Origin of the sequence: Aquimarina sediminis (genome assembly GCF_002895435.1) — a bacterium.
Taxonomy (GTDB): Bacteria; Bacteroidota; Bacteroidia; order Flavobacteriales; family Flavobacteriaceae; genus Aquimarina; species Aquimarina sediminis.
This window is the reverse complement of the sequence record NZ_POYJ01000018.1, coordinates 39027-60917: the sequence shown is the minus strand read 5'-3', so window position 1 is coordinate 60917 and position 21891 is coordinate 39027. Positions and strand designations below refer to the sequence as shown.

The 21891-nt window shown below is 32.2% G+C and carries 18 protein-coding genes; 5 read left to right on the top strand and 13 right to left on the bottom strand.

Annotated features, from left to right (window positions below; genetic code table 11):
- Positions 1–117: 117 nt before the first annotated feature.
- The 3 genes from C1X07_RS24250 (at position 118) to C1X07_RS24240 (ending at position 6414) form a co-directional block, all read left to right on the top strand.
- Positions 118–1743 carry an ABC-F family ATP-binding cassette domain-containing protein gene (locus C1X07_RS24250; RefSeq protein ID WP_103072647.1) on the top strand — a complete coding sequence of 542 codons (1626 nt, stop codon included), beginning with the start codon at positions 118–120 and terminating at the stop codon, positions 1741–1743.
- Between the two features lie 710 nt (positions 1744–2453).
- On the top strand, positions 2454–2870 hold the full coding sequence (locus C1X07_RS24245; protein ID WP_103072646.1) for a hypothetical protein: 417 nt from the start codon (positions 2454–2456) through the stop codon (positions 2868–2870).
- Positions 2871–2877: 7 nt separating this feature from the next.
- Positions 2878–6414, top strand: coding sequence for a T9SS type A sorting domain-containing protein (locus C1X07_RS24240; protein WP_103072645.1), 3537 nt, complete (start codon positions 2878–2880; stop codon positions 6412–6414).
- A 121-nt stretch (positions 6415–6535) separates the two neighbouring features.
- Here the strand turns inward: C1X07_RS24240 and C1X07_RS24235 are convergent, their stop codons facing one another.
- The 10 genes from C1X07_RS24235 to C1X07_RS24190 all read right to left on the bottom strand — a co-directional run bounded on the left by C1X07_RS24235 (position 6536) and on the right by C1X07_RS24190 (position 15462).
- Complete coding sequence (locus C1X07_RS24235; RefSeq protein ID WP_103072644.1) at positions 6536–7135, bottom strand: TetR/AcrR family transcriptional regulator; 600 nt, start codon at positions 7133–7135, stop codon at positions 6536–6538.
- A gap of 252 nt (positions 7136–7387) precedes the next feature.
- Entirely contained in the window at positions 7388–7588 is a 201-nt protein-coding gene (locus C1X07_RS24230) for a hypothetical protein (RefSeq protein ID WP_103072643.1), read from the bottom strand.
- Positions 7589–7593: 5 nt separating this feature from the next.
- Positions 7594–7821 (bottom strand): putative signal transducing protein, encoded by a 228-nt coding sequence (locus tag C1X07_RS24225; protein WP_103072642.1) that lies wholly within the window; start codon positions 7819–7821, stop codon positions 7594–7596.
- Between the two features lie 11 nt (positions 7822–7832).
- Entirely contained in the window at positions 7833–8552 is a 720-nt protein-coding gene (locus C1X07_RS24220) for a hypothetical protein (RefSeq protein WP_103072641.1), read from the bottom strand.
- 79 nt (positions 8553–8631) lie between these two features.
- Positions 8632–9744, bottom strand: coding sequence for a helix-turn-helix domain-containing protein (locus C1X07_RS24215; protein ID WP_128755391.1), 1113 nt, complete (start codon positions 9742–9744; stop codon positions 8632–8634).
- A gap of 181 nt (positions 9745–9925) precedes the next feature.
- Positions 9926–10771, bottom strand: coding sequence for an N-acetylmuramoyl-L-alanine amidase-like domain-containing protein (locus tag C1X07_RS24210; protein ID WP_103072639.1), 846 nt, complete (start codon positions 10769–10771; stop codon positions 9926–9928).
- A 262-nt stretch (positions 10772–11033) separates the two neighbouring features.
- Positions 11034–12149, bottom strand: coding sequence for a 3-isopropylmalate dehydrogenase (gene leuB, locus C1X07_RS24205; protein WP_103072638.1), 1116 nt, complete (start codon positions 12147–12149; stop codon positions 11034–11036).
- Between the two features lie 86 nt (positions 12150–12235).
- Positions 12236–12823 (bottom strand): 3-isopropylmalate dehydratase small subunit, encoded by a 588-nt coding sequence (gene leuD, locus C1X07_RS24200; RefSeq protein ID WP_103072637.1) that lies wholly within the window; start codon positions 12821–12823, stop codon positions 12236–12238.
- A gap of 2 nt (positions 12824–12825) precedes the next feature.
- Positions 12826–14208, bottom strand: coding sequence for a 3-isopropylmalate dehydratase large subunit (gene leuC, locus C1X07_RS24195; protein WP_103072636.1), 1383 nt, complete (start codon positions 14206–14208; stop codon positions 12826–12828).
- Positions 14209–14289: 81 nt separating this feature from the next.
- Positions 14290–15462, bottom strand: a complete 1173-nt coding sequence (locus C1X07_RS24190; protein WP_103072635.1) for a 2-isopropylmalate synthase — start codon at positions 15460–15462, stop codon at positions 14290–14292.
- 207 nt (positions 15463–15669) lie between these two features.
- Here C1X07_RS24190 and C1X07_RS24185 point away from each other — a divergent pair, with 207 nt between their 5' ends.
- On the top strand, positions 15670–17214 hold the full coding sequence (locus C1X07_RS24185) for a hypothetical protein (protein WP_103072634.1): 1545 nt from the start codon (positions 15670–15672) through the stop codon (positions 17212–17214).
- Between the two features lie 51 nt (positions 17215–17265).
- A complete protein-coding gene (locus tag C1X07_RS24180; protein ID WP_103072633.1) occupies positions 17266–18123 on the top strand; it encodes a DMT family transporter in 858 nt (285 codons plus the stop codon).
- A gap of 32 nt (positions 18124–18155) precedes the next feature.
- Here C1X07_RS24180 and C1X07_RS24175 read toward each other — a convergent pair whose 3' ends face one another.
- The 3 genes from C1X07_RS24175 to panB are packed head-to-tail and all read right to left on the bottom strand — an operon-like array spanning position 18156 to position 21891.
- A complete protein-coding gene (locus C1X07_RS24175; RefSeq protein WP_103072632.1) occupies positions 18156–18851 on the bottom strand; it encodes an RluA family pseudouridine synthase in 696 nt (231 codons plus the stop codon).
- Complete coding sequence (locus tag C1X07_RS24170; protein WP_103072631.1) at positions 18826–21069, bottom strand: hypothetical protein; 2244 nt, start codon at positions 21067–21069, stop codon at positions 18826–18828. Before C1X07_RS24170 ends, C1X07_RS24175 begins: the two co-directional genes overlap by 26 nt.
- A 3-nt stretch (positions 21070–21072) precedes the next feature.
- Entirely contained in the window at positions 21073–21891 is an 819-nt protein-coding gene (gene panB, locus C1X07_RS24165; RefSeq protein ID WP_103072630.1) for a 3-methyl-2-oxobutanoate hydroxymethyltransferase, read from the bottom strand.

Below are 21891 nucleotides of genomic sequence, written 5' to 3'. Positions count from 1 at the left end.
TTTTGGTAATTGAGATACTCTGGATTAAGTCTTTTAAATTAATGATATAATGTTTCTGGTTCTGAATCGATTTATCTACTTTTGCGGCAAATTTAAACTTTACAATTTCTTATAATCATGCTATCAGTTTCTAATCTTTCTGTACAATTTGGTAAACGAGTACTTTTTGATGAAGTAAATACTTCTTTTACACAAGGTAATTGTTATGGTATTATTGGTGCCAATGGTGCTGGTAAATCCACATTTCTTAAAATTCTTGCTGGAGGGATGGAGCCTACATCTGGTCATGTACATTTAGAACCAGGAAAACGAATGTCGGTTTTAGAGCAAAATCATTATGCTTATGATGAGTATACTGTATTAGAAGCGGTTATTATGGGTAATAAACCTTTGTATACTATAAAAAAAGAAATTGATGCGCTTTATGCAGATTATACAGATGAGAATGCTGAAAAGATAGGAGAGCTACAGGTACAGTTTGAAGAAATGAATGGTTGGAATGCAGATAGTGATGCCGCAGCAATGCTTTCTAATTTAGGAATAAAAGAAGATTTGCATTATACCCAGATGTCAGACCTGGATACAAAGCAACGTGTAAGAGTATTGATAGCACAATGTTTGTTTGGTAATCCAGATGTATTAATCATGGATGAGCCTACGAACGATTTGGATTACGAGACTATCACATGGCTTGAAACTTTTTTAGCTAATTTTGATAATACAGTTATTGTAGTATCTCATGATCGTCACTTCCTGGATGCAGTATGTACTCATATTTCGGATATTGATTTTAGCAAAATTAACCACTACAGTGGTAATTATACCTTCTGGTATGAATCTTCTCAGTTAGCAGCAAGACAAAGAGCACAGCAAAACAAAAAAGCCGAAGAAAAGAAAAAAGAACTTCAAGAGTTTATCGCACGATTTAGTGCGAATGTCGCAAAATCTAAACAAGCAACTTCTCGTAAGAAAATGATAGATAAGCTAAATATCGAAGATATTAAGCCCTCAAGTCGTCGTTATCCTGCTATAATTTTTGAAAGAGATAGAGAGGCAGGCGATCAGATTTTAAATGTTGAAGGACTTTCTGTAGTTCAAGAAGGAGAAACCTTGTTTAAGGATATAGACATCAATTTGGCTAAAGGAGATAAAGTGGTGGTTTTCTCTAAAGACTCGAGAGCTACAACAGCATTTTATCAGATATTAAATGATAAGCAAAAAGCTGACACAGGCAAAGTTGCCTGGGGAATTACTACTTCTCAATCCTATCTTCCAGCCGATAACAGTGAGTTCTTTCAAAATGACCTTACTCTTGTAGATTGGTTACGTCAATGGGCAACAACAGAAGAAGAAAGAGAAGAAGTGTTTATCAGAGGTTTTTTGGGGAAAATGATTTTTAGTGGAGAAGAAGCCCTAAAAAAATCAAATGTTTTATCCGGAGGAGAAAAAGTGCGTTGTATGCTATCAAGAATGATGATGACCAGAGCAAATGTACTTATGTTGGATGAACCAACAAATCACCTTGATTTAGAATCAATCACAGCGTTTAATAACTCACTTAAAAAATTTAAAGGAACAATCTTGTTTACAACTCACGATCATGAGTTTGCCCAAACCGTTGGTAATAGAGTGATTGAATTAACTCCAAATGGTGTTATTGATCGTTATGCTACATTTGATGAGTATATGAGTGACCCAAAAATCAAGGAATTGAGAGAGAAAATGTATGCTGTAGGGGTATAAAAACTCTTTTCTTTGTGATAGGTACCATAGTTTGAATTACAAAATGCAGACCTTATTACTTTACTGTAAGGTGATTTTATAATAGCATTGTTTGCACTGTACTTGTTTTATACTAAGTAGCAAAGTGCTTTTGTGTAATAGGTTCATTAAATAGCAAGCCAAGCTATAAAAATAATATGTTAAATGCTTTCAGAAGCTTCAAGTGATCAATATGATTGTTTGAAGCTTTCGCTTTTGGTATTGGGTATACTTTAGTATTACAATTTATCCTAATATTGTATAGAAAAAGTCAGAAAAATCTTCTATAAGAATATCTGTTGAAATTACTTTTAAACCAACACTAGGAGTGAGTTTAGCTACAAAATCATATGTCTAATTTTATATGATAAATTATCCTTATGTTAAATTATCATAATAAAAACTATGTATTTTAAAAATAAAAGTTAATTTAGTGCTCGATATATGCATATAATATTAATTTATTGTGAATATATCTGGTAGTATTAAATTGATAGTCTGTAGTGCCTTCTTTTAAGAATAAATGCGGTTATAGTATAATTTTTTATACTATGATGAAATAATGCGTCATGAAATTCTTCTCCCCAAATCTAAAGAAACAAGTACTAAAGAAAATTGATCGAATTAATTTTGATTAGTTATTAATACAAGTACCATTTGTTTACCCCAGTAAAATTTAAAATTTTTGATTAATGTTTTTAAGGAAAATTGTGATTATTTTTTTTCTTATTCTAACGGTATTCTCTTTTGGTCAGTGCAAAACTGTAGAAAAAGGTAATGAAAACAATAAAAAACCAGTATCATCGATGATACAAGATTCGGGCGCTTTAAAGCTAAATAAAGATAAGACTATGGGGCTTTCTATCAAAAAAGCTATGAAGCAAGGGGATCCGGCAATTTATTTTGAATATACGGTTTATAAAATTGAAACAAAAGAAACTGTTAAACGAGGCACTTTTAGAGGAACTGCTATTGATTGGAATGATAATACTTCATTAAAACTTATCCCGTATGTTGGAATGGAGCAAAAACCAATTTCAGAAAACCCAGAAGATGTTCTCACGTCAAACACTCACTCTCAAATAACTATTATTAAATTAAATAACTAACTAACTCATGACACACAGATTACATTTTAAAAGACTACTTATTCTAGTAGTTATGCTTGTGGTTTATTCTGCTTGCAACACAACTAATGAACAAAAAACTACAGAATTACAACCTGTAAATGTTGTTAAAAAGAAAAAGACTAAAAAAGACTACAACAAAAAGAAAGGTATTGAAGAAATGGCTGAGCATATTCAGAACCTTTTGAAGCCTATAGGAGCCGAAAAATCAACTTATACTGATGGTTCTTTAATGATAGAGCATCAAAAAGCAATGAAAAATGCTTTTAGAAGTAAAAACTCAAGTATTATAAACTGGAAAGAACGCGGACCTGTAAACGTACCCGGAAGAATACGTGGTATTGTAGTAGCGCCTAATAATCCAGATAAATGGTATGCTGGTACCGTAGGAGGAGGACTTTGGGTAACAGAAGATGCAGGTACTACTTGGAGCAATAGAACAGATTATAAAATACCAAGTCTCTCTACATCTACAGTGGCGATTAGTAAAAATGCGCCAAATACAATTTATGTAGGAACTGGAGAACCTTTTAGAAACCTTGACGGTATTGGAGGAATTGGACTTGTAAAATCTACAAATGATGGACACAGTTGGGAATACCTTAATGCTACCAGAGATTTTGGAGGGATAGGTCGTTTGGCTATAAATCCTAAAGATGAGAATAACCTTGTAGTGGCAAGTCAGAATGGTATTTATGTTACAACAGATGGAGGTAACACATGGCAGCACACTTATAATGGAGGTAATGTTCAGGATTTGAATGCTTCACCAAGAAGTTTTCAAACATTGTATGGTGGAGTTAATGGAGTAGGAGTAATTAAAAGTAAAGACGGAGGATTAACTTGGGAGTTGATATTGGATAAAGAAGATTACAACACCAATCATTCCCGTTTTGAATTGGATGTTTCACCTGCAAACCCATGTAGAATAATTGTTTCTGTATATACCGGAGGTGGTAATGCTACGACTGCAGTTAATACAGATTTCTATGTTTCTGATGATCATGGGGTATCTTTTAAGCTTCTTGGATTTGATGGAGCTCCGGCTGCCGGTAATTTGGTTACAGGTCAGGGATGGTATGATAATATGCTAATGGCACATCCTTTTAATGAAAACATATTTTATGTAGGAGGAGTAGTCGTTTATAGAGTTGAAATAGAGAAAACAGGAAATGCCAAAGATGCTCCTTTAAAGTATACTTCTCAACCGATAGCAGCGGGATATAATGGAGAATTAAATGACTATGTGCATGTAGATCAGCATGGATTAACCTATACTACGGCGTATCCAGAAAAGAAATTTAAGTTAATTCTAGCTAATGACGGGGGGATATATCATACAGATTATTTAGTAGATCCAGGAACTACACTTAATGATTGGTCAACTGCAGCTGTGGGATTAAATTGTACTCAGTTTTATGGAGCAGATAAGCGTAATGGAGTAGAGGACTACATTGCAGGAGCGCAAGATAATGGTACTTGGATTTCATTTACAGGTGATTCTGCAAATGATGAGACCCAATATCAGTTTATTATTGGAGGAGATGGATTTGAAGTACTATGGAACTATAATGATCCAAATAAGTTTATTGGGGGTTCTCAATACAATGGATTTGTACGTTATGTAAATGGTCAAGGGTTTAATGCAAGACATGGCGAATCAGGAGGAGGAACATCACCTTTTTATTCTAAGATTGTAAATGCAAATAATAATCCTGATGCTCTTTTTAGCCCTTCTATTAGTGGAGTATGGAGATCGACAAATTTTGCTGAGTCCTGGACTCTAACACCAATTCCAAGTAATTTTTCTGTTGGAGCTTCAAGTGCTTTAGATGTATCAGTCTCTATTGCTAATCCTGATGTTGTATGGGCAGGTAATGCCATGACAGAATCTGGATCTTATGTTATGCATGTATCTCAAGATAACGGAGTTACTTATAGCGCTACAGCACCATTTGTTGATCCTAGAGGTTCAGGTCATAACTATTTTATAGCAGGACTAGAAACGTCTCCAAATAATAAGGATAGAGCATATGCATTGTTTTCTGGACAAGGAGCTGCCAAAATATTAAAAACAGATGATTTAGGGCAAACTTGGGAAGATATTTCAGGTTTCTCTGCAGGAGAAGATAGAGGATTTCCTGATGTTGCTATTCATAGTTTGGTAGAAATGCCTTTCGATGAAAATAGAATATGGGTAGGTACAGATATTGGTGTTTTTCAAACATTAGATGGAGGTGAGCACTGGGCTTTACTTGCGGGATTGCCAGCATTTTCTGTATGGCAAATGAAAATTGTAAACAACGAAGTTGTTATGGCTACTCATGGTAGAGGTGTATGGACAGCAACATTAGAAGAGTTAGAAGGATATGAGCCACCAGCATACTATGCTCCACCAGTGATCGTTTCTCTTTCTCAAGAATCAGTAGAGAATCAAAATGGAGTTGTAAACTATGTGCAAGTAAATGAAGATATCGAAGCAATTGTGGTTTATCTTGATGGAGAAGAAGTAGCTCAGATAACAGATAATATTGAACAGGGTACTCAATTTTCATATACTTTTGAAAACCTTCAGGAAGGATCTCATATAGCGGGATTACAGGCAGTAGATAGCCAAGGAAATAGATCTGTGATTTCTTCAGAATCATTTGATGTAATTGACTTTAATGAACCTCAGTCTGTTGTTTCTATTTCAACTTTTGAAGAGTCAGATGTGTATACTTATGGAGGTGAATTTGTAATTGATAATGTTGGTGGAACTGTAAGTCAATCAGTTCTTAATAACTCAGATCATCCGTATGCAAACGATGCTAATTATCGTACAGTTTTAAAGCACCCAATTGTACTTTCTGGTGATAATGGAGATTTTACTTATGAAGATGTGGCAATTATGGAATTTGATCCAACACCAGGGCAATTTTATGATGTAGTAGCTGTAGAAGCTTCTAGTGATTTAAGTAATTGGGTAAGATTAGATACATATGATGCAGAAAGGTTCCCAGAATGGACAGATGTATATAATTCGGGTCCTTCGCCTTCTATAAATGATGATTTGTTTAAAGAACAAACAATCAATTTATTAAACTTTTTTGAAGAAGGAGATACCATAGCAATACGTTTTAGATTAATTTCTGATCCTTTTGTAAACTCTTTTGGTTGGGCAATACGCTCTATTAATGTTGAAGATGAAAGTACAACTGTTGCAGAAGAGGAAGAAGAGGAAGAAGAGGAAGAGGTAGAAGAAGCAGAATTGGTGCTGGGAAGACCTTTAAGAAGTTATTCTGGTGCTCTTGTATATCCAACAATTTCTGATGGTAATGTGCAGATTTCATCAGGAAAAACGATCCGTAATAGTATGATAGAAGTATATGGGTTAAATGGCAACCTTGTGTACTCTAAAAAAATGGGTACTTTAAACGAGTCTCATCAGATCCTATCATTGGATAATCTTAATTCAGGAATGTATCTAGTTAAGGTTTCTGGTGATGGAGTGAAAACAGATATATCAAGGATAGTAATTAGATAGCTATTTAGATAGTAATAAACTTTTTTATAACAAGCCTGTAAACTTTTTTACAGGCTTGTTTTATGTTTTTGCTTGAATGTGTAATACTACTACAACTGTAGTACTAAGTTTCTTTTATAGATTACTTCATTAACCCTTCAAACTTTAAAAACATATAGTTTTTAATGATAGATTCTAAAGTTTCTTCTGTTTGACTAAAGAAATTGTCATCTGTGATTAATTGCATAATAAAATACTCATCGAGTTTAATAAGAAGCTCTGAAGATACAGGTTTGAAAAGATTACTCTCTATACCTAAAATATAAAACTGTTTTAGATCTTCGAGTAGCCCAAAAAGAAATTCTTCAATAATTCTCCAAGAGGATGGGTAGTGTTCTTTTAATTGCCTTAGGAAAAAAGAAGATACATCTTTTGCTCCTTCTATTAAAATACGACCTAAAGCTTCACAACGATAATCTAATCTTAGAATTTCTTCTGTAAGCTCATTTTTGTACATATATAACTTATCAATCCTTACTTGTGTTATATACTCAAAAATTTCTTCTTTTGTAGTAAAGTATTGATAAATAGTAGACTTACTTTTCTTCATTAATGAAGCAAGGTCATCCATAGTAAGTTCTCCTAAATCCGTCTTTTTTAATTTGGGGAGTATAGCTTGGGTCCATTGTTCTACTTTTTTATTTTTTTCTTTCCTGTTTTTTAGTATAGACTTCCTACCCATAATTGAAGGTTTATCAAAATCAATTTAGACGTGATCAAATAGTATTTTTGTATTCTTATTCTTCAAACTTAATCATTTACAATTTGAATATTCAATCTCTAATAAAAAAAGTAAAGTAACTTAGTATAGTTTAAGCATATTGTTTGTCGTTTTTTAAATCTTTTATTTTCTAATAACATCGAGAGAGATAGGGGATATGGTATTTTTACTTGGTTTATACCGTTAGAAAAAACTATACTATCAGATTCTATATTAATCCTTTGGGGAGTTTTGAATGTATCTATAAACCAAATATCCTCCATACCCAATAAATAGTATAGTTAAAATGGATCTAATACCCCATTCAGATTCAGTTTGCAACCTATTGTAGAGACGTAAACTTCCAAATAGAATTAGGGCAATTCCTATCATTAAATCCCAGGTTTTTCGAGAAGGCTTATTATTGTTTTCCATAATTTTTAAGCTAAATTTTTTTTAACAATAGTAAGAGCCTTTTCTTGATCAATTTTTTTTACAAAAAGTTGAATATGATCAGGTAGTCCACCTCCAAAACCAGCTATAACTCCTGATTTCATATCATCTCTCGTAATAGAGTTAATCCCTTGATCTTGTAATACTGTTTGTAAAAATTGTACATTAATTAAACTACCGGTATATATTCTTTGATATTCACTTTTGGGAAACATATAGTTGTTTGTTAAGCATTAAAATATTTACTATTCCAGATAGCGGTGTTAAAGTTTTTTCCAAGTGCGACCCCATAGAATAATGCTATGCCAGCAACAGATTTAAACATAAAAAACAAAACAAGAATAGACTTTGATACATCATTATTCTTGGTAAACATACCATTTGGAATCATAAAAGTAATCAAAAGACTTACCAAAAAGATAAGTAAGAGTAGATTTTCTAAACTTTTAAAAAACCACATTGTAAATTTGCGAAACGGGTGTAGATCATTTCCCCACTTATGAATAAGATAAAAATAATTATTTCCCATAGGAGCAAAGAGAAGAGGGTCATTTTTATCTTCTAATTTAAACAACTTGGAGGGGGCAATAATTTTAAAACCCTTCAGATCAGTTTGATGCTGTATCTCCAGATTTTTAATAGCAGAAATAGCAGATTGAGGTAGTTTTCCTTTAAAATACTTAGAATCCAAGAAGCGTAACCTATAATCAATACATATTTTTTTTACGTGATCAATATGATATATTCTAGACGTTTCTAATTGATCAAAATCAAAGATGTTTTGCAGGGAGGGAAGAGAGTTTTCTAGGTTTTGTAGAATTCTGTTTTGATCATTTTCTTCTTTTTTAAAAACTTGATTTACTTGATCTTTCCAAGTAAAAGGATCGAAATTTTTCTCACGAAGTGTGTAAAGCTTTTGCTCTATATTCGTTTTAGGAAATAACATAAGAGTTTTCTTTTTCTTTAGCTTTACTAAATTAGGAAATTAGATATAGCGTTGCAAGGCAATGAGATAAGTATTATTGTTATTTTGTTTCTTTTATGTTTTTAAATTGATTTGGGGTATACCCAGAGAACTTTTTGAAAGTAGTATAAAAATTGGATTTTGATTTAAACCCGCACTCCAATCCAATAGATTCTATGGTATAATTTTTATAATTGTTGTCTAGTAACATGTTTTTTGATGTGGTTACTCGCAATTCGTTAATGTAATCATTAAAACTTTTTTTAGTATGCGTATTGATTAGCTGAGAAAGATATCCACTGCTGATTTCGAATTTCTTTGCTATACTATTAAGAGTAAGACTTACTTGCAAATATTTTTTTTCTTCTATGATATAAGTATTGATTTTATTAAAAGTGGTAAGACCTGTTTTTTTGATAAATTGATTCTCATCTAATTGTTCTGAATCTTTGTAAGAAAAAGATCTGTTGATACCTACATACCCTACCCAGTATATCCATACAGATAATGATACAAAGAAAGGGTAAGCAAAGTAGGATTCATTTGCGTCTACTAGAATGGCAATACTTACAGATATTATTCCAATAGACATAATAACTATCCCAATATGAATAATACTTTTTAACCAGTTGGTTTCTTCTCTAATCTTTTCTATTACATCCTTATGATCATTCTCATAATTAAGGATCATTTTGTATATTAAATAGATGACTATAGGAACATATATAAAGGATAGTGCATTAGTATATAAAAATAATCCTCTTTGGTAATAATCGGTTATTTCATAATTGATATCAAAATAAAGATGATAAACCAATTGTGTAAAATGCACTATGGTAATTATGAAGAAAGGTCCAATAAATAGTAAAAGTAATTTTTTGTTTATTACCTTTTTCTTCAGGAAATAATGAATAAAAAGATAAAACATGGGAGATACCAACCATTGCCAAGGAATATATGCCCTTCTAATAATCGAAGTACTCTCCAAATAATTGACATCGATAAGCATATGCTGAATGTTACTAATAGATAGAAGAAAAACAGTAAGACCTAAAAAAGTAGAACTTTTAGATTGGTATTTTTTTACAAAAATTACAATACAACTAAAAATTATTCCTTGGATAGAACCAAATAGAATCAAAAGTTGAATTAGATTAAAGCTTATAGTTTCCAAAAGGTGTGTTTTTACTTATATATGTCATAAATGAGTAAAATGTTACCTGATTTATTTACTTTTTTTAGAAACACAACAAAAGAGAATCTAATTTTAAGGTATCATAAATGCATTATTATTATTATTATAAAGAAATAGTATTGCTATTGTGTCAAATATGGTTATTTGTCTCACAATTAATTTATAAAGCTCTACTTATAATTATACCAGTATTGTTTTTAATACTTTTTAGATAGTCAACTAGAGGGAGAGAGGATACTTCTACCTGACCTTTTGATGAAGCATGTAATAAATGGATTCGCCCATCTTTTTCTCTTGTAGCGATACCCGTATGAGTAATATCGAGTCCTTTGATAGAAGTAGTTAAAGCGATAATATCACCCGATGTGATCGATTCTTCGTTTTCTTTGATTTGATCTTTTGGAAGAAAGCATATAACAGATTGACTTATGTTAAGTTCTGATTGTTGTATCCCTTTATAATTTTTATCATCTTTAAGAAAAGGGTACAGTTCTCTATGAGTACTCATAAAGTTGATCTCTTTTTCAATTTCTATACCACCAATGTCTCCAGTGATATTTTTTGTAATCCCTTTTTGTTCATTATTAATAATCCATTCGGAGAAATAATGTAATCGGGAAGCATACCCATCTAATTTTCCATCTTTATACCGTATTTTTTCAAGATACGTTGTATAGGTCTCAAAATCACTTTTGTTATTTTTAAGCATTAAACTTAAGACTAGGACATTTTCTACAAAAGTGGTGCAGTCTAACCCTTGAAGATTAATCACTAATGATTCTTTTGCTCCTATTTCGAGGGTTTTGGCGACATATGGCGTACCTAAAAAAGTTTTTCCTACAGAGACTATAGTCTTTCCAAAGTCAACTTGCGGAGTATATGTTTTTTGAAGTTTTGTTATTCTGGTAGTAAATATTTCTTTGTCCTTGGCAGAACATGTGATTTCTTGTGCGATCGTAGAGTTTGCAATTACAAAGAAAAAGAGAATAAGGTGTATAGCTTTCATTTTATGATAAGTGTAGGGATCTCATATTAGATTTATGTGTTGTAAAATACAAAAAAGAGATTAGATCATGGAGTGTATGGTATAATCAACTTTTTTAATACGTAAAATAAAATTGCTTTTCAGATTTTACATATAAAAACTACCTTTTTGGAATGTGTTTGGAGTAAAATCCCTGTTTTGGTTGTTAGTAATATTGAGTACAAACAAAAAAGCAACCAAAGATCATTTTTGATTGCTTTTAAAAACAGAATTATTTTAGGACTTATATAATCGTAGATTGCCCTACGTGTATATTTTCAAAATTTATGTTAGAATCTTCAGGGTTTAGTATATAATCAGCAATAAAATCTCCTACTTTTTCTGTAGTAAGGGGATTGTTTGCATTTAGATCAGGAGTTGTGATGTTTAGTTCTAGCGCTTTTTCTACAGCATCTTTTATAGCATTTGCTTCTCCTATTAGATTAAAATGTTCTAATAACATCGCTGCAGATAATATAGCAGCAATTGGATTAGCTATTCCTTTTCCTGTGGCTTGTGGGAAAGAACCGTGGATTGGCTCAAACATACAACAAGTGTCACCAACAGAGGCAGAGGCTAAAAGACCGATAGATCCACCAATAACACTGGCTTCATCAGAGATAATATCACCAAACATATTTTCGGTAAGGATAACATCAAACTGGCTTGGGTTTAAGATCATTTGCATTGCAGCATTATCAACAAATAGAAAGTCTAATGTTACATCGCTATATTCACTGGCTATCTCAGTTACTACTTTTCTCCAAAGACGAGATGATTCTAATACATTGGCTTTGTCAACCAAAGTAACTTTCTTTCTTCGATTTTGGGCAGCCTTAAAAGCTAGGTGTGCAATACGTTCAATTTCTTCTCTAGAGTATTCACAAAGATCAGAAGCAACATTGCCATTATCACTTAGCTCTTTTTTTCCAAAATAGATACCACCAGTAAGTTCTCTATAGATAGAAATATCTGTTCCTTCTATAATTTCGCGTTTAAGAGGTGATTTATCTATTAAAGTAGGATATGCTTTTACAGGCCGAATATTTGCATAAAGACCAAGCTCTTTTCTAAGTTTTAATAACCCTTGCTCAGGACGTACAGGCGCACTAGGATCATTGTCATATTTTGGGGCACCGATAGCTCCAAATAATACAGCATCGGTATCTACACAAAGTTTTAATGTCTCGTCTGGTAGCGGGTTTCCGGTTTTGTCAATAGCGATGGCACCAACCAACCCTTCTTTAAAAATAAAAGAGTGATCAAAGTTGTGTGCAATGGCTTCTAATGCTTTAATTGCTTGAGCGGTTACCTCTGGTCCAATACCGTCTCCTGATAATACTGCGATATCTAGTTTCATCTATTCTTTTTTATCGTTTGGTTATACTGAGCCGGGCAAATATTATTGTAATATTGGGCAGATTCAGTCTGATAGTTTATGTGTATTTATATTCTTTGGTTTTCAAATTCTTCTATCTCTGCCTTGTTGCTAATTAAAAAATCAATATCATCATAACCATTCATTAGACAAGTCTTTTTGTAAGGATTAATTTCAAAAACCGAAGAGGAGCCTGTTGCTAATATCGTTATTTTTTGAGCCTCTAGATCTACTTCAAACTGAGTACCTGGGTCTTTTTCGGTTTCAGCAAATATCTCCTGAAGGTATTCTGGTGTTACTTGAATTGGTAATACTCCGTTATTAAGAGCATTTCCTTTAAAAATATCGGCAAAAAAACTAGAAACGACTACCTTAAAACCATAGTCATTAATAGCCCATGCGGCATGCTCTCTACTAGATCCACATCCAAAATTATCTCCTGCTACTAATATACTACCTTTATATGTAGTATTATTCAATATAAAATCTTGATTTTCAGTTCCGTCTTTATGAAATCTCCAGTCTCTAAATAGATTCTCTCCGAATCCATCGCGATTAGTAGCTTTTAAAAATCGTGCTGGGATGATTTGATCTGTATCTACATTTTCTATAGATAACGGTATTGCAGAGGATGTTAGTTTGGTAAACTTATCCATAATTAGTTTAGTTGTTTGGTAATATCAATAATTTTTCCCTCGATTGCTGTTGCTGCGGCAACAAGAGGACTTGCTAAAATAGTTCTGGCTCCTTGTCCTTGTCTACCTTCAAAATTTCGGTTAGAAGTGGATACACAGTATTCTCCTTCAGGAATTTTATCATCATTCATTGCTAGACAAGCAGAGCATCCTGGCTGTCGCAGCTTAAATCCAGCATCTTCAAAGACTTCATTTAATCCTTCTTCTACAATTTGTTGAGCTACAAGTTGTGATCCAGGAACAAACCAAGCCGTTACATTGTTAGCCTTTTTCTTTCCCTTAATATAATTGGCAGCGATTCTAAAATCTTCAATTCTACTATTAGTACAACTACCAATAAATACGTAATTGACTTTTTGATCCACTAGAGACTGACCTTTTTCAAAGTTCATGTATGCTAATGATTTTTCGAATGAAGCATTATCTTCTGTTGGTATACTTTCTGATATTTTAATTCCCATTCCAGGATTTGTACCGTAGGTTATCATAGGCTCTATATCCGCAGCATCAAAGTTATATTCTTTGTCGAATACAGCCCCTTCATCAGTTGGTAACGTTTTCCAGTAGGCTACTTTTTTATCAAATTCGTCACCTTTTGGAGCAAATTCCCTTCCTTTTACATACTCAAAAGTAGTTTCGTCAGGAGCAATCATACCACCACGAGCACCCATTTCGATACTCATATTGCAGACTGTCATACGTCCTTCCATAGACATATCTTCAAAGACATTACCAGCATATTCACAAAAATATCCGGTACCGGCATTGGTTCCTAGTTTTGCGATGACATATAAAATTACATCTTTTGGTAAAACACCTGGTTTTAATTGTCCATTAACGTTTACACGAAGGCTTTTGGGTTTTTGTAATAACAAGCACTGACTAGCAAATACCTGAGCCACCTGGCTAGTACCTATACCAAATGCAATAGTCCCAAATGCACCATGTGTCGAAGTATGGCTATCACCACATACCATAGTCATTCCAGGTTGAGTAACGCCTAATTCGGGCGCCATAACGTGAACAATACCATTGTATTTATGACCGAGACCATATAGGGTAATGTCGTTTTTCTTGCAATTTTTTGTTAATTGCTCCAACTGGTTTCTAGACAATTCATCTTTTACAGGAAGATGTTGATTTTCTGTAGGAGTATTGTGATCGGCTGTGGCTACAATTTGATTGGGTCTAAAAACAGGAATATTACGTTGCTCCAACTCTCCAAATGCTTGTGGACTGGTAACTTCATGAATTAGGTGCTTGTCAATATATAATATCTGAGGACCATCTTGTATCTCTTTGACTACATGTGCGTCCCAAACTTTATCAAATAGGGTTTTCTTCATTAATTAACTTTTTGGATTTGATCAAGATTTAAAAATATGATGTTTTAATCTTGATCAACCTGTAAGGTATTCATATATTTTTTATGCAACAACTGCTGGAGCTACACTAGTGTTTTTCATGATAAGATGAATATCATCATCGATTATTTCTTTTTTGCGATCTGCAAATTTCAAAAACTCTGTATAAACATCGTCTAATTGAAGTTTTGTTAATTCATAACCAACTTTTTTGGCTCTATACGCTAATGCGGCTCTACCACTTCTGGCAGTAAGTACAATAGCAGATTCTGTAACGCCAACTTCTGCAGGGTCAATAATCTCATAGGTTTCCCTATTTTTAATCACTCCATCCTGATGTATTCCCGAACTATGTGCAAAAGCATTGGCACCAACAATTGCTTTATTTGGTTGTACCATCATCCCCATATGATCAGAGACCATTTGGCTAGTCTGATACAATAGTTTTGAATTAATATTAGTATTTAGATCAAGGTAGGGGTGTTGTTTCATAATCATTACTACCTCTTCTAAAGAAGTGTTACCAGCACGCTCACCTATACCATTGATGGTACACTCAATTTGTCTAGCACCGTTAATTGCACCAGCAATCGAATTTGCCGTGGCTAACCCTAAATCATTATGACAATGACAAGAAATGATAACATTGTCTATTCCAGTAACATTTTCTTTAAGATACTTTATTTTTGCACCATATTCTTCTGGCAGGCAATATCCGGTAGTATCAGGAATATTAAGTACCGTGGCTCCGGCTTTAATCATTGCTTCACATACACGGGCTAGAAACTCATTGTCAGTTCGACCTGCATCTTCAGCATAAAACTCTACATCTTCAACAAACGATTTAGCATATTTAACCGCTGCAACTCCTCTTTCAATTACTTTATCCTGTGTAGAATTAAATTTATACTTGATATGAGACTCAGAAGTACCTATACCAGTATGAATCCTTGGTCTTTTCGCATTTTTTAAAGCCTCTGCAGCAACTTTTATATCATTTTCTACAGCTCTAGTAAGTCCACAAACCGTTGCGTTTTTAACGATCTTAGCTATTTCATTAACTGAAGCAAAATCTCCAGGACTTGAAACTGGAAACCCAGCTTCTATAACATCTACACCCAAAAAATCCAGTTGCTCCGCAATGACTAATTTTTGTTGTGTATTTAATTTACATCCAGGGACCTGTTCTCCGTCTCTTAAAGTTGTATCGAATATTTGAACTTTGTTATTACTCATAGGAATACTGTGAATTTTGCTTTACTGCTTTTTTTAAAACATCATTTTTTTTAAATATTCTTTTAAAGATGTTTCTTTAATCTCTTACGAATTTATATTTTGGGAATTCAAAAGAGAAGTATTTTGTTATTGATTTTACAATGCTAAAATCTTTTAATAAAAACTTAACAATCTTTAAATCAGTTAATTATATTATATTTTCTTACAATGACTAATGATCAAAAAGATCCTTTGTTTATTTTGATTAAATCGCTTTCTAAATCAGAAAAGCGACAGTTTAAGGTTTATGTTGGGCGATTAGGAGTAAACACAGATTCTAAATTTCTTGCCCTTTTTAATCATTTGGATAAAAGTGATACTCTGGACGAAGACCTTGTTGTGTCTAAAGGGATTGTGACAAAACAGCAGCTTTCCAATTTGAAAGCTCATTTGTATAAGCAAATTTTAATTAGTCTCAGATTAAGTCCATTACACCAAAATATAAGATCACAGATACGAGAGCAATTTGATTTTGCATCGATTTTGTATCATAAAGGATTATATAAGCAAAGTCTAAAAATATTAGAAAAAGCAAAAGTACTAGCAAAAGAAAATGAAGAGCACAATATTGCTTATGAGATTGTAGAGTTTGAAAAGGTTATCGAGACACAATATATAACAAGAAGTATTAATAGTAGAGCAGATGAGTTAACTGTAGAAGCCAAAATGCTTAGCATGAAAAATGTGTTGACTAGTAGGTTGTCTAACTTGTCATTGCAGTTATATGGGTTGATGCTAAAAAGTGGATATGTAAGAAATGACAAAGAGCATCATGTTATAACAAATTATTTTCAGAGTAAACTTCCAAAATATGAATGGGGTATGCTTGGGTTTAGAGAAAAATTGTGGTTATATAAAGCTCATTTATGGTATGGATTTATTGTTCAGGATTTTTTATCCTGTTATAAGTATTCAAAGAAATGGGTAGATCTTTTTTATGAACACCCGAAAATGAGAATCCAAAACCCTGTGTTCTTTTTGAGAGGAAATCACTATTTGCTTGAGTCTTTATACTTAATAAAAGATAAGGCACAGCTAAAACTAACATTGTCTGAATTTGAAAAAACAGTAGCTGAAGAATCATTTCCCAAAGATGATAATATTGATGTGCTATCTTTTCAATTTATTTATAATAATAAGTTGAATGTTCATTTTTTAGAGGGAACCTTTGATGAAGGAGAGTATCTAGTTGAAGAGATTCTTGAGGGTATTTCTAATTATAAAAACCGTTTAGATGATCATCATATTATGGTATTATATTATAAAATTGGTTGCTTGTATTTTGGAATGGCAAATCATAGAAAGTGTATAGAATACCTTACAAAAATCATAAACAACAAATCTTTAAAAATGAGAGAAGATCTTATGTGTTTCTCTCGTGTTTTAAGTTTGGTAGCACATTATGAAGCTGGAATGGATTATCATTTAGAGAGTCAATTAAAAGAAACGTATAGGTTCTTAATCAAAATGGATGATTTGCATGAAGTACAAAAGGAAATGATCAAATTTTTGAAAAATCTTGGAGATATTTTTCCGCATCAAATTAAGGATGAGTTTAGAAAGCTTCATAAAACCTTAAAGCAATATGAAGATCATCCTTATGAAAAAAGAGCATTTTTGTATCTAGATATTCTCTCATGGTTAGAAAGTAATATAGAAGGAAGACCTGTAGCAGATATTATTAAAGAAAAATCTAAAAAACAAGTTAGGTAGATTCTTGCTATTTGTTTGAAATTTGAGAATTTAGTATTTGGAATATATTGTATGCAGAAAAATTCACATTTTAGAAATATCCTGGAGCTTAATTTTGCGATGCTTCTAATTAGTACTTCTGGTGCTTTGGGTAGATATATAGAAATGCCAGTACCAGTAATTATTTGTTTTAGGGCAATAATAGCGGCAATTTTACTATTTGTCTTTTGTAGATGGAAGGGAATCTCTTTTAGAACAGGAAGTAAAGATAGACTTACTATTATTTTGGGAGGTATTTTGATGGGGTTACATTGGATTACCTATTTTTATGCTTTAAAGTTATCTAATGTAGCTATTGGAATGCTTTCTATCTTCACATATCCTGTGATTACTGCTTTATTAGAACCTATATTACTAAAAACAAAATTTCAAAAAATACACCTGTTATTAGGGATATTAGTATTAATTGGTATTTATTTTCTTGTTCCTGACCTGGATTTTAGTAACTCATATACAAAGGCTGTAATCTTGGGAATAATCTCTGCTTTATGTTATTCAATACGCAATATCATTATGAAAACTAAAGTAGGAGAATATAATGGATCTGTATTAATGTGGTATCAATTGGTGGTGATCAGTATTTTTCTGTTTCCATTTTTATTTATTATGGAAAGCTCGGGTATAAAAGATCAATGGATTCCTACTCTCGTGTTGGCTTTACTGACCACTGCAATCGGACACACATTGTTTCTTGCAAGTTTTAAGAGATTTTCGATTACTACCGCAAGTATTATTAGTAGTGTGCAACCAGTTTATGGAATCATAATAGGAATACTTTTTTTAGGTGAAATTCCTATTCTTTCAACAATTATTGGAGGGGTTTTGATTTTAACCTCTGTTGTTGTAGAAAGTATAAGGACTTATCGATAATTAATCACATACTTGTTTATAAAAAAGTGCTGCTAATGACAGTCATTCCATATAGGATCAACAGGAGGAGGGGCAATAATTGATAATGGTTCTTTTTTGACGGGATGAGTGAAGGTTAGTTTTTGAGCATGTAAGTGAATACTACCATTCTTATTACTTCGATTAGCTCCGTACTTAAGATCTCCTTTAATTATACAACCGATACTCGAAAGTTGCGATCTTATCTGATGATGACGTCCAGTATGAAGATCAATTTCTAGTACATAATAATTATCCAATTTTTTAATCACTTTATATTCTAAAATAGCTTTTTTGCTATCTGGAACTTCATTTTTATGCGCATAAGATTTGTTTTGTTTTGTGTTTCGCTTTAACCAATGTGTTAAAATGTCATGCTTTTTTGGTGGAGAATTTTTTACAATCGCCCAATACGTTTTTTTTGCTTCTTTATTTGCAAATAAGGCATTAAGCCTAGGCAGAGCTTTACTCGTTCTTGCAAATACTACAATTCCACTAGTAGGTCGATCCAGTCTATGGACTACGCCCAGGTAAACAGCTCCAGGTTTATTGTATTTTTTGGCAATGTATTCTTTTACAATATCACTAAGTGGTGTATCACCTGTCTTATCTCCTTGTACGATATCTCCTGGGCGTTTGTTGACAATAATGATGTGGTTATCTTCATAAAGCACCTGAAGGTTATTATAGTTTGTTGTCACCTTTCTCATTAGTTGAAACCTTTACTTCTTTCCATTTTTTGAATATCGGAATTGAAATTTTAGTAACAATACCTTTAAATTTTAGTAAAAAACCTTCATTTTCTTTTTTGATGTCATATTCTAACTCTAAATCAAATTCATCTTTACCACAAAAAAAGCCCTTTTTTTGTAAATGCTTTTTAGAGGATAATGATGATAGAATTTTAAACGTTGATGCATCAACTTTCTGTAAATAGTCTGAATTGTTTTGTATTTCTATTTCGTTTACTTCTGTTGGATAAATGATTTTTATCTCATTCTTTGATTTGTTGATACAGTCGGTATATTGATTTATGGTAATATGCTCAGGATAAATATCAAAATTGGCATCATCATAAACCTTATTATCTATACTTAGTTTAGCAAATAGACTATTTCTAAAAAGAGGCAATTTGCTTCCGAATGAATTAAAACCAATAGTAGTGTCGATTACTATTTCAGTATCAGTTTTAATTTTTTTAAATTCTAAATTATTATTTCTGGAATACTTGGTAATTTCTTTTTGGTTTCTAAATATAATCTTTTCATCAGAAACCTTTTGATATTGATCTATGTATTCTACAGTTAATGTTTTGACTTTATCATGAAAATAGTAATGATAAATATAATCTCCTTCATTTTTATCGGTTTGTTGATAGAGAAAAAGATCAATATTGGAGATGTTATCTATTGATTTGCCAGATAAATATTCTGTATTATGAAAAGTACTACTTTTTCGTCCTAATACTGAGGGTTGAATTTCTATATCTAGGCTATTATAAAAGCTTAAGGAACGGTGCTTTCCCCTAATAGAAATAATAGTATCGCTAAACTTAAGAATTTTAAAAGGTAATGTATTAGAGAGATTTTTTTTAAAATAATTCTTTTTGGTAATCGTCATTTTATTTGTACTCACTGGAAAGTGTATACTGTAAAACAGTTTTATACTATCGTTGTAACTTAATGTTTCATCATGTAAATAAGTAAAACGACCATTAGAAAAATATGTATTACCGTCATGGTAATTGGATTTGTATGCCTTATTTAGTAAAGGGATTTTATGTTGGGTATTAAGATTGATTAGACTGTCAGACGATAGGATTATTATATATTCTTTAAAAGGTAAAGAACTGTATGATATTGAAGTTAAATCTTTTTCTATTATAAAATCATCTACCATGTAATCACCTCGAACATATGTTTTTTTTAGCCCTTTGTTTAATTGGACAAGGTCATTTTTATTTAAAAACAAAGGTTTTTTACATTTATACCATGAAAAGGGAGAGGTAAGAAATTCTTGCGAAAAAGGTATTTCTTGATATTGACGATTTTTTAATCTTTCTGGTGAGTAGCTAAATACTCCATTGTCATAAGCGTTTTTGACATAATTACTGTTATTGCTGTTACTAGTACTAACCTTTTCTATATTAGATGAGATAGTTGTATTGTCTTTTAGTGTAGTATGTGTTCTTATACGTAGGGGTATTCCTGTAGCGAGGTCAATTGTAGTGGTTCCCTGAGTTTTAATAGTGTCATTTGTTTTTGGAACAATTGCCGTGCCTATGTGATAAAAAAGGGCTTCTTCGTTTGTAATATTCTTAACGAAGTATGTGGTTTTAAAAATAATACTATCATTGGTAAGTAGCTTTAATTTTTTATCTACTATCCACGAGGACCCTAACTTTATTTCTTTATCTACATAAGAAAGGTCTAGATTGGTATTAGTACTTTTTAAAATCGCTTTGATTTTTTCTAGTTCTTTTATAGGTTTTTTTGAATCATTCTTTGGAAAAAGAAATGAATTATTATAGATTTTTCCCTTATTATCTATATAAAAAGAATGTTTAAAAGATTTTATGTTTTTTGTTATTTCATCTACTATGTTGGGGTAATCTTTGAAATAATTTCGAGATAATGAAAATTGTACCTTTTCATTAAATTTTAAACTCAAGTCTAGAATTTGTTCAGTAACCTTGAATGTTTTGTTAGGATTCTTTTCAAAAGTAAGAGATTCTGTTCCCAAAAAGTTAGCGGTAAAATCTTTTGAGCTAGAACTTCTATGATTCTTATTGGTAATTAAAAATTCCCAATTGTAATAGTAAGGTGAATTTGTTTTAGGGTTAAGTTTAATTCTTTCTTTTGTTTGTGCTCCTACCAGTATAGAACTTCCTCCTATGATAAAGAGGGAAATTTTTTTAAGAATTCTCATAAATTAATACTGCTCATTTTCATTAGGGAAATCTACAGCCTTAACATCAGTAACATATTGTTTAAAAGCATTTGTCATTTCAGAATACAAATCTAAGTATCGTCTTAAAAATCTAGGATTAAACTCATGTGTCATTCCTAACATGTCATGAGTTACTAAAACTTGCCCATCTACACCATTTCCTGCACCAATACCAATGATAGGGATTGTAAGACTTTCTGCAACTTCTCTGGCCAATTTGGCAGGTACTTTTTCTAAAACAATGGCAAAACAACCTGCTTTTTCAAGCATAAGGGCATCTTGTTTTAATTTTTGGGCTTCTTCTTCTTCTTTTGCCCGTACTGTATACGTTCCGAATTTATATATTGATTGAGGTGTAAGCCCAAGATGTCCCATAACCGGAATGCCAGCATTAAGAATTCTTTTTATGGATTCCTTTACTTCTTTTCCTCCTTCTAATTTTACAGCATGACCTCCTGATTCTTTCATAATACGTATAGAGGAACGTAGTGCTTCTTTAGGATCACTTTGATAGCTTCCAAAAGGTAAATCTACAACAATTAGTGCACGATCTATAGCTCTGATTACTGAAGAAGCATGATAAATCATTTGATCTAAAGTGATAGGTAGTGTAGTTTCATGACCAGCCATGACATTAGATGCAGAATCACCCACAAGAATAACATCTACTCCAGCACCATCAACAATTTTGGCCATAGTATAATCATAGGCGGTTAGCATGGATATTTTTTCACCATTAGCTTTCATCTCTACAAGAGATTTTACCGTTACTCGTTTGTAATCTTTTTTTGCTGTAGACAT